The organism is Mesorhizobium sp. M0145 (assembly GCF_040322355.1).
Classification (GTDB): Bacteria; Pseudomonadota; Alphaproteobacteria; order Rhizobiales; family Rhizobiaceae; genus Mesorhizobium.
Genome location: NZ_JAMYTK010000004.1, coordinates 157,176 through 173,244, shown reverse-complemented (window position 1 = coordinate 173,244; position 16,069 = coordinate 157,176). Strand labels below are relative to the sequence as shown.

General features: G+C 62.0%; 14 protein-coding genes and 1 pseudogene. 4 read left to right on the top strand and 11 right to left on the bottom strand.

All coding sequences use genetic code 11. From position 1 onward, the window contains the following. Positions 1-25 precede the first annotated feature (25 nt). Together NKJ28_RS09860 and NKJ28_RS09855 are read left to right on the top strand one after the other, a co-directional pair. The gene (locus NKJ28_RS09860) at positions 26-307 is read left to right on the top strand and encodes a GNAT family N-acetyltransferase (protein WP_023674211.1); all 282 of its coding nucleotides are present in this window, start codon (positions 26-28) and stop codon (positions 305-307) included. A gap of 41 nt (positions 308-348) precedes the next feature. Then, entirely contained in the window at positions 349-780 is a 432-nt protein-coding gene (locus NKJ28_RS09855; protein ID WP_352635281.1) for a DUF1810 domain-containing protein, read from the top strand. Between the two features lie 67 nt (positions 781-847). On the opposite strand, the pseudogene NKJ28_RS09850 reads toward NKJ28_RS09855, so the two are convergent. The 4 genes and pseudogenes from NKJ28_RS09850 to petA form a co-directional block, all read right to left on the bottom strand. Next, positions 848-1,574: pseudogene (locus tag NKJ28_RS09850) on the bottom strand (pirin family protein). Between the two features lie 26 nt (positions 1,575-1,600). Beyond that, a complete protein-coding gene (locus tag NKJ28_RS09845; RefSeq protein ID WP_352635279.1) occupies positions 1,601-3,118 on the bottom strand; it encodes a mechanosensitive ion channel family protein in 1,518 nt (505 codons plus the stop codon). Positions 3,119-3,141: 23 nt separating this feature from the next. After that, positions 3,142-4,437: a cytochrome b gene (locus tag NKJ28_RS09840; RefSeq protein ID WP_023674217.1), complete on the bottom strand. Its 1,296-nt coding sequence runs from the start codon at positions 4,435-4,437 to the stop codon at positions 3,142-3,144. Between the two features lie 15 nt (positions 4,438-4,452). Then, positions 4,453-4,962, bottom strand: coding sequence for a ubiquinol-cytochrome c reductase iron-sulfur subunit (gene petA / locus NKJ28_RS09835; protein WP_023674218.1), 510 nt, complete (start codon positions 4,960-4,962; stop codon positions 4,453-4,455). A gap of 430 nt (positions 4,963-5,392) precedes the next feature. Here petA and NKJ28_RS09830 point away from each other — a divergent pair, with 430 nt between their 5' ends. Both NKJ28_RS09830 and NKJ28_RS09825 read left to right on the top strand, forming a co-directional pair. Further along, positions 5,393-5,977, top strand: coding sequence for a glutathione binding-like protein (locus tag NKJ28_RS09830; protein ID WP_352635277.1), 585 nt, complete (start codon positions 5,393-5,395; stop codon positions 5,975-5,977). A 341-nt stretch (positions 5,978-6,318) separates the two neighbouring features. Beyond that, positions 6,319-7,383 (top strand): alpha/beta fold hydrolase, encoded by a 1,065-nt coding sequence (locus NKJ28_RS09825; protein ID WP_023674221.1) that lies wholly within the window; start codon positions 6,319-6,321, stop codon positions 7,381-7,383. Positions 7,384-7,460: 77 nt separating this feature from the next. Here the strand turns inward: NKJ28_RS09825 and guaD are convergent, their stop codons facing one another. The 7 genes from guaD to NKJ28_RS09790 all read right to left on the bottom strand — a co-directional run bounded on the left by guaD (position 7,461) and on the right by NKJ28_RS09790 (position 16,067). Continuing rightward, the gene (gene guaD / locus NKJ28_RS09820; protein ID WP_023674222.1) at positions 7,461-8,828 is read right to left on the bottom strand and encodes a guanine deaminase; all 1,368 of its coding nucleotides are present in this window, start codon (positions 8,826-8,828) and stop codon (positions 7,461-7,463) included. Between the two features lie 100 nt (positions 8,829-8,928). After that, a complete protein-coding gene (locus tag NKJ28_RS09815; RefSeq protein WP_023674223.1) occupies positions 8,929-9,792 on the bottom strand; it encodes an aromatic ring-hydroxylating oxygenase subunit alpha in 864 nt (287 codons plus the stop codon). A 23-nt stretch (positions 9,793-9,815) separates the two neighbouring features. Continuing rightward, positions 9,816-11,216 carry an 8-oxoguanine deaminase gene (locus tag NKJ28_RS09810; protein ID WP_023674224.1) on the bottom strand — a complete coding sequence of 467 codons (1,401 nt, stop codon included), beginning with the start codon at positions 11,214-11,216 and terminating at the stop codon, positions 9,816-9,818. A 7-nt stretch (positions 11,217-11,223) separates the two neighbouring features. Beyond that, positions 11,224-12,159: an ABC transporter permease gene (locus tag NKJ28_RS09805; protein WP_023674225.1), complete on the bottom strand. Its 936-nt coding sequence runs from the start codon at positions 12,157-12,159 to the stop codon at positions 11,224-11,226. A gap of 10 nt (positions 12,160-12,169) precedes the next feature. Then, positions 12,170-13,222, bottom strand: coding sequence for an ABC transporter permease (locus tag NKJ28_RS09800; RefSeq protein WP_352635274.1), 1,053 nt, complete (start codon positions 13,220-13,222; stop codon positions 12,170-12,172). Positions 13,223-13,224: 2 nt separating this feature from the next. Continuing rightward, the gene (locus NKJ28_RS09795; protein ID WP_051406067.1) at positions 13,225-14,829 is read right to left on the bottom strand and encodes an ABC transporter ATP-binding protein; all 1,605 of its coding nucleotides are present in this window, start codon (positions 14,827-14,829) and stop codon (positions 13,225-13,227) included. A gap of 116 nt (positions 14,830-14,945) precedes the next feature. Then, positions 14,946-16,067, bottom strand: coding sequence for a BMP family ABC transporter substrate-binding protein (locus tag NKJ28_RS09790; protein ID WP_031211089.1), 1,122 nt, complete (start codon positions 16,065-16,067; stop codon positions 14,946-14,948). Between the last annotated feature and the right edge of the window lie 2 nt (positions 16,068-16,069).

The following is a 16,069-nucleotide window of genomic DNA, read 5'->3' as shown; positions in this document are numbered from 1 at the left end:
CGTGACATACAATCGAGAGATAGAGATGGATGCACAAGTCGTTGAAAACGTCCAACAGCACCGTTTCGAGCTGCCGATCGCCGGCGATATGTTTGCGGCGGCCTACTATCGGCTCGAGGGCGGGCAGGTCGCGCTGATACACACCGAAGTCCCGTCGGAATTTTCCGGACAAGGGATCGCGTCGCGATTGGCCCAAGGGACCTTCGAACTGCTCCGCAAAACCGGCCGTAAAGCGATCTTGAAATGTCCCTTCATGAGCCGCTTTTTCGCCAAGCACCCGGACTATGCAGATGTCGTCGACGGCTAGTCAGGGCACCAATGTTGAGGGTTTCCCAAGGATCTATCCAAATGCCTGACGAGTATGATTTGCAGAGGTTCGTCAGCGCACAGGATCCGGTCTACGACGACGCGCTGGCCATTCTACGTCGAGGGATGATGTGCACTCCCTATATGGAGTTCATCTTCCCAAGGTTGGCCACAAGGCGAAGTGGTGCAGCGCCTGAGCCATATGCAATCACATCGCTCGACGAAGCCAGCGCCTATCTGTCATTTCCGATCCTCGGAGGCCGTTATCGGGAATGCGTTGGCACCCTGCAACGGCTCTCCGGCCTAAGCGCTCGCGCTGTCTTCGGTGACGTTGATGCGAAGAAGTTGCACGCGTCCCTGACGCTGTTTTCCGAAGCAAGCAACGACGAGTTCCTGCTCGAGACAATCTTCGACGTCTGGTTCGACGGTTTGCTGGATGAGGAAACGATGAACGATCTCTACTTGATGTCGTAGTGGTCTGCCTGCGCCACCCGGCGTAAAGCTGTCGCGGCGCTGAGGTCACCATCCGCTGCCTTATCCCTCACACGCTGCCATCTGGCAGAGGCATGAGCTCGTGCTCTCCCGGCACGCCGGGGAAGCGGCGTTCGCGCCAATCCGCCTTTGCCTGCTCGATCCGTTCGGCTGAAGAGGAGACGAAGTTCCAATAGATATGACGTGGCTCGGCCAGGGGCTCACCTCCTATCAGCATCAGTCTCGCCGCATGGAAGGCAGGCGCCTGGAGCACAATCTCAGCGCCGGGCGCCAGAGCTACTAATTCGGCCTCATGAAACGTACCGAGCTGGCCGGCAATTCCAACCTCACCGGCGACGATGTGGATCGCACGCTCACGGTGTTCGGGTTTCACCTGGTAGCGCGCACCGCTCGTGAGCACAATTTCGGCATAGACCATGTCGGAGAACGTCCGGTGGCGTGCGCTCGGAATGGACGATGCCCGACCCGGCCGTCATCCAGTTGGCCTCGCCAGGACGGATGGTCTGCACTTTACCCAAATTGTCGCGATGGACGATCTCGCCATCGATCAGGTAGGTCACGGCCGCAATGCCGATATGCGGATGTGGTCCCATATCGAAACCGTGACCTGCGTCGAACATAGTGGGGCCGAAATGGTCGAACAGGATGAAGGGCCGGATCATCAGGCGATTCGAGGACGGCAATACGCGCCTTATCTTCAGTCCGTCCGCAAAATCACGGATAGCCGGCTGGATGAGTGTATCGATGCCTGTGATATCGCTTTGGCGGATGGTCATGGATCTCTGTCCTTCTGCATGCCTTATCAGCCAGGTGCCCGAACGCGCTTGAACGGAGCGGCGCGAAAGACTGTCTGAATGGCTTTGAGGAGCGCGAATTTGGAGCCCGCGTGGTGCTGTCCGGCGATGCCGCTTTCATTAAAAGCCGACACCCTCATCGACAGGGTCGCGGCAAGATCTTCGGCCATTTCGGGCCTGTCGTGCAGCAGCGGCGCAAAGCTTTCCTGGTCTATCTCGTAAACCGTGATGGGGGTCATTGCCCGCAAACTTGACATCTCGCCAATGCCCGCGAGCAAGCCGGTCTCGCCGAAGAAATCGCCAGGTGCAAGCCGGCCGATCTCCTGCAGTTGATCATCGCCCTCGCCAATTTGCCGGACGATGACTCCCGTCCGTACGATCATGAGCGACGGCAGCATCTCTCCCTGTCGTGCGATGATTTCGCCCTTATGGTAGGTGCGAACCGAGGCCGCTTTGGCGAGCGACTCCTGCTCGGTATCCGTTAGCGCCGAGAATACCGGTATGGAATTGATGAGTTCGATCGGGGTGAAGCCTTGGGAGGCCGCCGTCTCGTGGCCCGGCCGGTTGGTCATGGCAATCGAGCCCGAAAATGGCTCCGCCAGCAGCATGCCGGTCGACTTTGAATGGCGATAAATGAGATCGAAGATTTCGTTCCGAGCGGCACTTCGCTGGTCGATACTTGCGACGCGAAAAAACAACTCGATCTCGATAGCTGCGGCATCCAGGCTTCTGATGGTGACCGAAGGCGAAGGCTCCTGGAGGATTGAATTGCAGCTCAGCAAGACAGTGCGCATGAGGTCTACGATGATCGCCGGCGTCTTCGTTGGCACCACCTTGACGGTTACGGCAAGTCCATGGCTCTCGTCCGGACCGCTTAAATTTGTTACCCCGATCTTGGCGAGAAGGCTGTTTGGCAGCGCGACGACATTGTGGGTCGGGGTCAGGAGTTGAGTCGACCGCCAATTGGTCTCGACAACGCGGCCTTCGGTTCCGTCGCCCAGAATGATCCAGTTTCCAAGCACGTAAGGGCGGCCGAGGTTTAGCGCGATCGCCGAAAATACGTCACCAAGCGTATTCTGGAGCGCCAGTCCCAGGATGACGGCAAAGACGCCCGACGTGGCAATGAGCGTTCCGACCGGCACTGCAAAGACAAACGCCAGGATCGACAGGAACATTCCAGCGTAGACGACACCGACCACGACGTCCTGCAGGAGACGTGCCTCGCGCGGCTTTCGCTCAAAGACGAGATAGATACGGACAAATCCGATCAGCGCCCAGGCAAGGTGAACCCACCAGAGCAGCTTGACCGAGCCGATGAGGATCGCTCCTCCGGTTGTCTCGTTGTCTCCTGCGGCCTCGTATGGCACGACGCGCAGGTGGAGAACCATGGCCGACATCGCGAGGAAAAAGCCGAGTTGGACGAGCAGCTTCGCATTGGCGAAGCGTCTGGGGATGAGGGACCAAACGACGATCCCGGCGAGGCCGAGCAACACGAGGTAGACCAGAGGAGAGTTCCACCAGCTCATGAACGATCACCGCGATGCCAAGTTCAATGTTTGGTCTCCGGCCCGGCGATCGGGCCTCTGCCGCTGGCCTTGTCTTTTTCGAGAACTGCTTCGGTGATCGAATTCGGCAGCCGTCGCGGCTTTTCGATCAGCCCGAGCACCGGCATGGCGATGATGAAGAACGCAAAATAGTAAAGCGTCGCCAGTTGGGACATGACGACGTATGCGCCTTCCGCCGGCCGGGAGCCGAGCCAACCGAGAAAGAGAGCATTGGCAACGAACAGCCAGAAGAGCACCCTGTACCAGGGCCGATAGACCGCCGAGCGTACCCTCGAGGTGTCGAGCCACGGCACCAGGAACAGCACCGCGATCGAGCCGAACATCGCGAGCACGCCGCCGAGCTTGGAATCGATGGGCCCGATATTGAAGGTGATGGCCCGCAGGATCGCGTAAAACGGCAGGAAGTACCATTCCGGCACGATGTGGGCCGGCGTCTTCAGCGGATTGGCGATGCTGCTATTGTCGGGATGGCCGAGGTAGTTCGGCAGGTAGAAAACGAAATAGGCGAAGAAGAACAGGAACACGAGGATGCCGAAGGCATCTTTGACGGTGGCATAGGGCGTGAAGTCCACGACATCAGTTTTCGATTTGAACTCGATGCCGGTCGGATTGTTCTGGCCGACGACGTGAAGCGCCCATATGTGCAAGGTCACCACACCCGCAAGCACAAATGGCAGCAGGTAATGCAGCGCAAAGAAGCGGTTCAGCGTCGGATTATCGACCGCGAAGCCGCCGAGCAAAAGCTGCTGGAGCCAGTCGCCGATCAGTGGGACTGCGGTGAAGAAGCTGGTGATGACAGTAGCGCCCCAGAACGACATCTGCCCCCAAGGCAGCACGTAACCCATGAAGGCCGTCGCCATCATCAGCAGGAGATTGGTGCAACCGAGCACCCACAGCAGCTCACGCGGCGCCTTGTACGAACCATAGTAGAGTCCGCGGCAGATGTGGATGTAGACGGCAATGAAGAAGAACGACGCGCCGTTGGAATGGAGATAGCGCAGCAGCCAGCCCGAATTCACGTCGCGCATGATCTGCTCGACCGAGTTGAAGGCCAGCCCCGTATCAGGAGCGTAATGCATCGCCAGCACGATGCCGGTCAGGATCTGTGAAACCAGCATGATCGTGAGAATGCCGCCGAACGTATAGGCGTAGTTCAGGTTGCGCGGGACGGGATAGACGATGAAGCTGTCATAGACCAGCCGCGGCAGCGGCAGGCGGGCGTCGAACCAACGTTCGATTCTGGTTTTGGGCGTATAGGTCGAGTGTTTGTCGCCGCTCATCGAAATGCCCTTGCCTCAGCCGATACGGATCTTGGTGTCGGAAACGAATTGGAACACCGGTACCGCCATGTTCTCGGGTGCCGGCCCCTTCCGGACGCGGCCGGCGGTGTCGTATTGCGAACCATGGCAGGGGCAGAACCAGCCGTCGAAATCGCCTTCCTGACCATGCGGGATGCAGCCGAGATGGGTGCAGACCTGGATCATCACCACCCAGGCTTCCTTGCCCGGCATAGTTCGATTGGCGTCGGTTGCCGGCGCATCGGCCGGCAGATTGGCGTTGCGGGCAATTGGATCCTTGAGCTCGGCGAGACTGACTGCCTGGCCGTCCTTCCTCTCTTTTTCGGTGCGGTTGCGCACGACCACCGGCTTGCCGTGCCAGTCGACGATCAGCGACGTTCCCGGCGTCAGCGAGGAGACGTCGACCTCGATCGCGGCGGGCGCTTCGACGCGCAATGTGTGCTCGGCTGTGGAGGTTTCGGAAAGGTCGGCCATGATGGCGACTCCTATTGTCGGAAGCTGCGTCATCGCGTTGGTGGCAATCGAGCAAAAGCAGACCACGGCTTTCGCGTTTCCAGTCTGCTCGTGCCGCGCGGAATATGCCGGCCGAGGCCGGTGTGAGCCATCGTGCCAACGGCACGTGCGTCCAATACTTTCGTTTAGGATTTCCTGAGCGAAGGACTGGCCGGGCCGGCGATGTTGCCATCATGGAAGGTTCTGGATTCCTCCAGATAACCGTTGGCCGCTGAGCTGGCATACGTCCCAGCATTGCGCACGGCGATCCAGAACTTCACCCCGACCATACCTCGGCATAGGCACGTCTAGCTGTCGGTGTCGTAGTCGTCGTCTCCGCCAAGTGCGAGTTTCTGGAGCGGTTGTCTCGCGTGGCGCGGGGCAGGTTTTTCGCTCGGCGACGACCAATTGCGGGATTCAATCGGGTTTAGAAAAGGGAAAAGCGGTGAAACTCTACTACAGCCCTCTCGCCTGCAGCCTGGCGGACCACATCGCTCTGGAAGAGGCCGGTGTTTCCTTCGAGCGCGAAAGTGTGAACCTCAAGACCAAACGGACAGGCTCCGGGGATGATTTCACAACCGTCACGCGCAAGGGCTATGTTCCAGCCCTCGTGCTGGATAGCGGCGAAACGCTGACGGAAAATATCGCCGTCCTCGACTGGATTGCGTCGCAATACCCGCCACTGGGAGTGGCGGGGCCGTTGGGCCGTACCCGCCTTCTCGAAGCGCTGACCTATGTCTCAACTGAAATACACCGAAGCTTCAAGCCGATGTGGCACCAAAGCAGCGCTGCCGAAAAGGCCAGGGCGAGCGCGACGATTACGAGCCAACTCGAGTTCTTCGCTGACGGGCTCGAGACCGACTATCTGTTCGGCGACAAACCCGGCGTCGCGGATTTTTATCTTTTCGTGATGCTGCTTTGGGCGGCCCGCTTCCACGTCCCTGTTCCCGCGCCTTTGCAAGCCCTTCGCGTCCGAATGGCTGCCCGACCGGCCGTGCGCATCGCAATGGATCGCGAGGGCCTCGTCTGAAGCCGAGGGCGACTTCGAGCATAAGATCAGATGCAACATGTCCTCTCGCCCAAACAGAAGATCAGGAGTCATTCTCATGCTGCCGTTCCTTCGGATGCTACATCCAGCCGCTTCCAAGCGCGGCGACGGCCTAAGTCTCGAATTTCTGAGGAGGGAAATCGAGGAAACGCTTGACCTGACCGGCATTCAATCAGAGTTCGCCGCACTGCCTCCTGGCCGAGTGGTTACAATGGTTGGTCCGCCGCCCGCAGTCACCATCGAAATAGGCAACATTTCCGGTCGGCCGATGAGGCGGGCGGGTCCGGTCGTTCCTGCTTGTTGGTCATTACAGAGGCTTCATCATGAATGCGAGTAAGGGTCCCGAGACGGTCGATCATCGCCGCCGACGCATTGTTGGTGCTGCGGCAGTGACGTTCGCCGCCACCGAACTCGGCTTGAGCGTGCCGGCAAAGGCGGCAGCCGCTAGGACGGTCGAGGCGAGGGCATCTGCTACGCAAACCACGCAGAAATCATTCGGCTCGCTCGGGCAGGTCAATGCCGGAAATCTGAGCGTCGGATATGCGGAGCTGGGGCCCGCCGAAGGTGCCCCAGTGATCCTGCTTCATGGCTGGCCTTATGACATTCACACCTACGCCGATGTCGCTTCCCTGCTTGCCGCAAAGGGGTACCGCGTGATTGTGCCCTACCTGCGCGGCTACGGCACTACGCGCTTCCTGTCGGACGAGACGATGCGCAACGGCCAGCAGTCGGCGCTCGCCGTGGATACGATCGCCCTGATGGATGCGCTGGGGATCGAAAAGGCCACGATCGCCGGCTGCGACTGGGGCGCTCGAACGGCCAATGTCGTTGCCGCGCTCTGGCCTGAGCGTTGCAAGGCGATCGTCTCGGTGAGCGGCTATCTCATAGGAAATCAGCAGGTCGGCATGGTGCCGCTGCCACCGGAGACGGAGCTTCAATGGTGGTATCAGTATTACTTCGCCACGGATCGCGGCCGCGCCGGCTACGAGAAATACACGCGCGATTTCGCCAAACTCATCTGGCAACTCGCTTCGCCGCAGTGGGATTTCGACGATGACATCTTCCAGCGCAGCGCCGCAGCACTGGACAACCCCGATCACGTCAGCATCGTCATTCACAATTACCGCTGGAGGCTCGGGCTGGCACAGGGCGAGCCGGAATATGACGTTCTGGAAAACCGGCTGGCCGAAGCTCCCGTGATCACAGTGCCGACCATTACCCTTGAGGGTGATGCCAATGGCGCACCCCATCCCGACAGCAGTTCCTACGCCAAGAAATTCTCGGGCAGATACACGCACCGGATCATCACCGGCGGTATCGGCCACAACTTGCCTCAAGAAGCCCCGCAAGCCTTTGCCCAGGCTGTTATCGACGTCGGCGAATACTGATCAAAATCCATGACGTGCCCCGACCGTAAGGAATAACACGGGAAGATTCCTGGTTCTCGGCACAGCCTCCCGTCCGCTTAGGCGAGAACAGCTCTCCCGCCGACCCAGACCGACGCGATGTTGGCCCTGGAAGCGGAGTAGACGATCTTCTGAAGGATGCCGTCGCCGTCGTCGAGTTCGTCCCACAGGTGAATTGTGCCTCTGGGCGCGGCGGTGTCGACCAGGATCGCATCGAAATGGTAGCCAGGCGAGAATCGCCCCACAGGCAAGCCGAGTGCCGCGCCACCGCCTGCCGTCGCCAGGTGGAAGGACTCGCGAAAGTCGACGCGTGCTGTTCCGGCCGTGCCGCGCGTCTCGGCCGCTAGCGCCGGGTCGGTGCCGGTTTCCAGCATGCGCGACGACATGACCGTCGCGCGCATCGCATCGAACATCGAGGCGCTCGGTCCCCCGGAAATGTCGGTGCCGAGCCCGACCTTGACACCCTTCTCGAGGGCCGCCCTCAACGGGAACACGGCGCCTGCGAAGTAGGCGTTGGAGACGGCGCAGTGCGCCACGGCCGCCTTGCGCACGCGGATCGTCTCCATGTCGGCAAGCGTAATGAAATTGGCGTGCGCGAGCACGCTGCCGGCGCGCAGCAGGCCAAAGCGATCAAGGCTAGACGTGTCGCTGATCCCGTGGCGCTGCAGCACGTAGCCATGCGCCCAGTCGCTCTCCGAGCAATGCGTCTGCACATGGCAGCCGCATTCCTGCGCAAGCGTGCCGAGCCCTTCGAGGGCGGCGTCGGTACAGGAGGGGATGAAGCGCGGCGTAATGACCGGCTTTACCCGTCCCGTGGCATTGTCTGGATGCCCATGCACGTAGTCGATCAGAGCGCGCGTGCCATCGATGGCCTCGTCCGCCGAGGTATCGCGATAATAGGCCGGGCACTCATCGGGATTGTCCATCGCCACTTTGCCGACCAGCGCACGTTGCCCGCGTTCGAGGCAAATGTCGACGAGCAGCCTTGTCGCGTCCTGGTGGATGGTTGCGAAGTAGAGCGCTGTGGTCGTGCCGTTAGCGATCAGGTCGTCGACCAGCAGGCCGTAGCTGCGCCGCGCGAAGGCGAGATCGGCGTAGCGCGCCTCCAGGGGAAACGTGTGTTTGTGGAGCCAGGCCTCGAGCGGCACGTCCAGAGCCCGGCCGAGCTGCGGATATTGTGGCGCGTGCACGTGAAGATCGACGAAGCCGGGCAGCAGATAACTCTGCGCCGGCAAGGTCGCCAGCGAACCGGTTCGGCGCGCGGCCTCCAGCGCCTCGTCATAGCCGGCATCATGCGGATGCAGCACCGAGGCGATGATGCCTGATTGATCGATTGCGATCAGGGCATGGCGCAACTCTTCCACGAGCCCGCGCTCCGGAGCGTGAAAGCCGCTGGCCAGAAGCGTCTTGCCGCTCAGGTCGCTCACCTGTCCTCCGCCGAAGAACAGCTACGCACTGCCGTCGCGAAGCGCCAGAGCGCGATTGCCCGTCCGTCGATGCCGATGACAATAGCGGAAGGGCTGCCGCTCATGCGGCTTGCGCCGTCGTGCCGTAGGTGATGCCCTTCTCCTTCAGCCAGCGGCGATAGGCGATCGACGAGCCGTCGGCCCGCGTCGGGATTTCCGCGCGCGGCTCGAGCGGCAAAAGAAGTGGCCGTTGGTTCTCCAGGATGATGCGGTCCTGCAGGAAGATAAGCTGCTGGAACTGCACAAGTTCGGTCGTGGTCGATACGTCGTCGATCAGGAACATGACGGGGTGCGCGCGGCAGCGGTCCGGATCGAGGGGCTGCACGAACAGACAGATCACGTCCCACCGGGTAGCCGCGTTGGGGCAGGTCTTGTAGAGCATCACCGCGAAAGGATTGGCGACCCGGTACATGTATTGGGTCATGATGCCGCCGGTCGCCGAGAGTGCCGCCTGCGGCTGGAAGAATTCGCAGTTGGTCGCCCACACCTCATCCACGTCGCGGCGGATTTCGGTTGTGTAATGCCGCACTTCCGTGTGCGGCTCGGCGCCCAATATGTCGGTATGGACGAAGGGGAAATGCGCCATGTCGAGGAAATTCTCGACGATGCGCAGGCCGGACGCCTTTACCGCGATCGCTCCGCAAACGACAGGCCGGCGATCGTCCTCATAGGCCTCCGGGATCGACAGCACATCGCCGGCCGGCATGCCGAGCGTGATCCATAGATAGCCGTAGCGTTCCCTGGCCGGGACTTGGCTGCCGTCGCCGGCACGCGACACATTGACCGCGCCTGCCGTATCGCGGGCTACCAACAGATCGATGCCCAGAAGCCGGTTCGCCATCGTGCCGACCGGAATCTCGTTCAGCGCGTCAATGCAATACCATTGATCGAGGGCCGCCTGCTCCGCAGCTCGCTTAATGGTCATTGTTGCGTCCTTCCTGTGCTATCTCACTGCCGATAGATGCGGTCCATCACAGCCCGGTGGTCGGCCATCGCCGCCTCGACATCGAAAGAGGCGAAGTCACCTCTCGCGATAATCTGCCGGCCGTTGATGTAGGAATAGTCGACCTTGAAGGGTCCGCAAAGCACCAGCGCGGCGAGCGGGTCGCGCTCGGTGCCGGAAAGGCCGAGTTGGCTGCGTTTGACCGCGATGAAGTCGGCGCACATGCCGGGCGCGAGATGGCCGATGTCATTGCGACCGAGCAGGGCAGCGCCGCCGCGCGTCGCCATTTCGAGGGCCTCGCGCGCGGACAGCGCCGTCGGCGTGCCGCCGAAACCGCCGCGGCCGCCGGGCTTTTCGGAGAGGTAGTGGTGCGGCGCGACACGCTGAAGCATCAGCGCCAGCCGCGCTTCCATGAACAGGTTCGACGTGTCGTTCGAGGCCGAGCCGTCGACGCCAAGGCCGACCTTCACGCCCTTGTCAAGCATCTCGCGGATCTTCGCGATGCCCTGGCCGCAGCGCATGTTAGCCGACGGGCAATGGGCGACCCCGGTGCCGGTTTCGGCGAAGCGGTCGATCTCGTCGCTGGTCATGAAAATCGAGTGGGCGAACCAGACGTCGTCACCGAGCCAGCCGACGGATTCGGCGAACTCGACCGGCCGCTTGCCATAGATTTCGAGGCAGTACTTCTCCTCGAAAAGCTCTTCGGCAAGGTGCGAATGCAGGTTCACGCCCTTGTGGCTGCGCGCCAGCGATGCCGCATCGCGCATCAACTCCGGAGTCACCGAGAACGGCGAGCAAGGAGCCAGGATGATTCGGCTCATCGAATGTCGCGACGCGTCGTGATAGCTGCCGATCAGCCGTTCGGCATCCTTCAGGATATCCTCTTCCTTTTCGACGCAGCGATCCGGCGGCAAGCCGCCCTGGCTTTCGCCGCGCGACATGGCTCCACGCGCAGCGTGGAAACGCAGACCGATATCGCGGGCCGCACCGATCGTCGCGTCGAGCGTGCAATTGTTGGGCAAGATGTAGAGGTGATCGGAGCTGGTCGTGCAGCCCGAATGGATGAGCTCGGCCATCGCTACGCGCGCCGAGACGCCTATGGCATCGTCGTCGAGCTCGGCCCAGATCGGATAGAGCGTCTTCAGCCAGACAAGCAGCTCGTCGTTCTGAGCCATCACACGGGTGAGATTCTGGTACATATGATGATGCGTGTTCACCATGCCCGGCATGACCACATGGCCCGATAGGTCGAGCACCTCGTCGGCACTGGAGGCACTGAGTTCCGCGGTGGTGCCGACCGCTTCGATGACGTTGTCGTCGATCAACAAGGCGCCGTCGGAAATCTCGCGGCGCGTACCATCGAAGGTGGCGAGCAGATCGATGTTCTTGACAAGCAGGCGGGGCATGATGGTCTCAACGCATGTCGCGGAAATAGGGTTCGCCGAGAGCAGCCGGCGCGGCCATTACCCGGCGCATGCGCTGCCAGGCAAGCACCGGCACGATGATCAGGGCGATCGTGCCGAGATAGGGCAGCATCGACAGGATCGGCGCCGCGATCGGCCAGTTGCGTGCTTGGCCGACGAAGCCGAGAGAGGTGATGAGACCGAACAGCAGAGCGGCCAGCACGGCGTTGAGGGGCCGGTAGCCTGCGAAGATGACGAGAGAGACGGCAATCCAGCCGCGGCCGGCCACGACGCCTTCCGACCAGGAGGGCACGAAGGCAAGCGTGAGGTAAGCGCCGGCGCCGGCCGCCAGCGCCGAGCCCGCGGCGACATACCAGAAGCGGATGCTTTGCACCGAAATGCCGGCGGCGTCGGCTGCCGCGGGGTTTTCGCCCACCGCGCGCATGTTCAGCCCGTGGCGCGTGCGGAACATGATGTAGTGCAGCACAACCGGCAGGACGATGTAGATCAGGTAGACAAGGATGTTCTGCGTGAAGATCGCGCGACCGAGCAGCGGGATGTCGCTAAGATAGGGAATAGCGATCGGCGCGAAGGTCGCCGGCGCCGGCATGCCGGAATAGGCGCGACCGATCGTTGCGGCCATGCCGGTGCCCATCAGCGTCAGCGCCAGGCCGCACAACACCTGGTTCGCTTTGACGACGACGGTGCCAAGAGCGAAGACGCAGCCAACGAGGAAACCGACGGCAAGCGCAAGGACGAAGCCGAGCATAGGGTGCGGCGTGGCGACGACGACCGCGATGCCAGTGATTGCACCGAGCGCCATAAGCCCTTCGACGCCGAGATTGACGACACCGGCGCGCTCGGAGAGCGTCTCGCCCAGCGCCGCCAGCGCCAGCACGCCGCCGGCGAGAATGGAGGTCTGGATCAGTCCGGCGATCATGTCCATGGGTGTTTCCTCAGCTCGCGACCGGTTCGGTCCGCGTGATGCGGTAGTGAGCGAGTTCGTTGCCGATCGCCGTGAAGAACAGGATCAGTCCGGTGATGGCGAGCACGGCCGATACGGTGATGCCTTGCGTTTGCAGGATGATGCCCGAATTCAGGATGACGCCCATCAAAGCCGCGCCTGCGAGCACGCCAAGTGAGGAACCGCGCGCCAGCACCGCGACCATGATGCCGAGATAGCCGAAATTGTTGGAGATGCCGCCCTGCAGGCGATGCACCGTGCCAGCTACTTCCAGCATACCGGCGATGCCGGCGATCGCTCCCGACATCAGCAGGACGACGATCAGGCGGCGGCGGAACGGCATGCCCGCATAAAGCGCCGCGCTCGGGTTCGACCCAGCGACCCGCACCTCGTAGCCCCAGCGCGTGTAGTTGAGCAGTCCTGCGATGACAAAAGTGAGCAGGATCGCCAGCGGGAAACCGTAGTGCACGATACCCCAGAATTCAGGCACGTCATGCGGCAGACGTGCGGTGGTCGCGAGCGCATGGCCGCTCGGGTCGAGCCATGGTCCGGTGGCGACGTAATAGACCATCAGCGTCGCCACGAAATTCAGAAGCAGGGTGGTGATGAGTTCGCTGACATCGGCGTAGGCGCGCGCCAGCGTCGGCACCAGTATCCAGAGCAGCCCGCCGAGCGCGCCAGCGGTGAACATAACAGGCAGGATCAGCCAGGTCGGGCCGGGAATGAACAGCGCGACCGCCGTGGCGCTGAAGGCGCCGGCATAGAATTGGCCCTCCGCGCCGATGTTCCAGGCGCCGATTCTCAGCGCTACCCAGACCGACAGGCCGGTCAGGATCAGGGGAGTGACCAGAAGTCCGACGTCTTCCAGCCCGAAGCTCGAGCCAAAAGTCGAGCTGAGCACCTCCCAGGCGAGTTCGACGGGAGCATTGCCGCGAGCGGCCAGAACCAGGCCGGCGACCCCCAGCGCCAGCACGATCGCCAGGGCACGTGCCGCAAAGGCAACGGAGGGCTGCGCGGATGGAACGCGCTGAAACTTGATCGCCAAGGTCAGTGCTTCCCGGCAGCGGCCTGGGCGCCAGCACTGGACCGCATCTGCCCGCCCATCATCAGGCCGATTTCCTCGATGTCGGTGGAGGCAGTCTCCACCGCGCCCATGATCTTGCCATGGAACATCACGGCGATGCGATCCGACAGGTTGAACAGCTCTTCCAGCTCCTCGGAAATGAAGAGCACACCGACGCCGGCATCGCGCAATTCGACGAGGTAGTGCATCATCGTGTTGATCGCTCCGACATCGAGGCCGCGGCTCGGATAGGCGGCGATCAGAACCTTGCTTGCGATGCGCATCTCGCGGCGTGCGACGAGGCGCTGCTGATTACCGCCGGAAAGGTTGCGCATGGGCATGCCGAAATCGGGCACCGCAACGGATGCCGCTTCGGCGATCGTGCGTGCGAGAGCAGCCGCAAGGCGCGGTCGGAACACGAAGCCTTTTGAAACAGGCGCCGTCGCATATTCGCGGATTATGGCGTTGTCGGTGATTGAAAGCGCCGGCGCCAGGCCGCTGTGCAGCCGGTCTTCGGGAATGTGGCCGACGCCGAACTTCGCGTAATCGACCGCGCCGGCGGTCGTGACGTCCTTTCCGCCGAGCAGTATCTGGCCGGAATGGATCAGCCGTAAGCCGGTGACGGCCTGGGTCAGCTCCTTCTGGCCGTTGCCGGCCACACCGGCGATGCCGACAATCTCGCCGGCATGGATGTCGAGCGAAACCTCGTCGAGAAGGATGCCGCCCACGTCGTCACGCGCGACGACAGATTTGAGGCTGAGCACCGGCTCGGCGGAGATGCCGGCCGCGCCTGGCTGCCTGGCACGCAGATTGCTAAGCACGATCTCACGGCCAACCATCAGGCGCGCCAGCATCTTCTCGCCGCAGTCCGCAGTCTTTTCGGTGGCCACCTTGCGGCCGCCGCGCAGCACGGTGATGCGGTCGGATATCTCCAGCACCTCGTCGAGCTTGTGGCTGATGAAGACCACCGCATTGCCCCGGGACACGAACTGCTTGAGCGCCTTGAAGAGCTCGCGCGCTTCCGCCGGAGTAAGCACTGCAGTCGGCTCGTCGAGGATCAGAACGCGAGCGTTGCGCGCGAGCACGCGTAGGATTTCCACGCGCTGCTGCTCGCCGGTCGAAAGATCGGCGACGCGCGCGGATGGCCGTACCGCGAGGTTCAGCTTCTCGGCCAGTGCGGCAGTCCGCGCCTCGAGCACCGACGAGCCAATACGCTTGGGCGTTTCGGACCAGCCGAGATGAATATTCTCGGCGACCGTGAAGGCGGTCACCAGCTTGAAATGCTGGTGGACCATACCAATACCGGCGGAGATCGCATCGACTGGAGATGCGAAACGTTTGGCATAGCCGTCGACGACGATCTCACCGGCATCCGGCTGATAGATGCCGGTGAGGATGTTCATCAAGGTCGACTTGCCGGCGCCATTCTCGCCGAGCAAGGCGTGGATCTCCCCCGGCATCACGTCCAGGTCGACATCCTGGTTGGCAACGACGCCGGGGAAATATTTGCTGATGCCCTTGAGCAGCACGAGCGGCGGCGCGCCGGAGCCAGGCTCGTAACGCCCCGGGGAGGTGGACGGCACCTCCATGCCGCCGTAGCGGTGCTCACTCGAAGCATGATGAACTGGAACAAAATCATTCATCCCGCTTAGCTCTTTGCCTTCTGCCCGCATAGTCTATCCGAAAACTCTGCAATCTTTCGGGATCACGCTTGGAGGCCGCTGACGCCTTCGATCGACCAATCCCAGTTGTAGAGTTCCTCTTCGGTCATGCGATGGCCGGCAGCCACCTTGACGTTGCCCTTGGTGTCCTTGATCTCGCCCTCGAACGGGCTCCAGCCGCCGAGAATCTTGTCGCGCACGGCATCGGCCTGCTTTGCGACCTCGGTGGGCACCGTCTCGCCCCAGGCATCGCGGTCGATACCGCCGCCCATCGGCAGGATGGTCTGCGAGGGCGTCCACTTGCCTTCGAGGCGCAGGCGCACCTGGTCGACATAGAATTTCTTGAAGTCGATGGCGATCGAGGAGACGTAGGCCTTCGGCCCATAGCGGCGGATGTCGGTATTCCACATCACGGCCTTCGCGCCGCGCTGCTCGGCCACCTGCAGATAGCCTGCTTCGTCCATGATGCCGAACAGAAGGTCGGCGCCGTTGTCGATGAGTGCGGTGCCGGCCTGGGTGGCAGCCTGCGGATCGAACCACGAATTGATGACGATGGTCTGCATCGTGGCGTTGGGATTGACCGAACGGGCGCCCATCAGGAAGGCATTGGTGCCGGAAAAGACCGACGGAACAGGGAAGGAGGCGACGTAGCCGAGCTTGCCGCTCTTGCTCATCAGGCCCGCGGCGACACCGGTGACGTAGGTCGGGTACCAATGGGCGAGATAGTAGGTCGAGAGATTTTCGAGCGGGTTGCGGCCATCGCATTCATAGAAGGCGACGTCCGGCGAACGCTTGGCCACGTCGTAGAGGAAGTCGCCATAGTTGGAGGTGGCAAACACCATGTTGGCACCTTCCGAGACGAACTGGCGGAAGGTGCGGGTCGCGTCGGCCGAATAGGGGATGCTTTCGACGAACAGCGTCTTCAGCTTCGGGAACGCTTCCTGCACGGCCTTCATGCCCTGGTCGTGGCTCCAGGTCCAGCCTTCATCGGTCACCGGACCGGTGTGGCCGAAGGCGATGACCGCGTTTTCCTCGGCGACGGCGGCGAGCGGCGTCTGTGCATGGGCGGGCGTGATAAGGCCGGATTTCGGCAGGAGCAGCGAGGCGCCGGCTGCGGCGCCCATGTTGAGGAAGCCTCGGCGGGAGAGATTGCGCAGGTCGATCATGC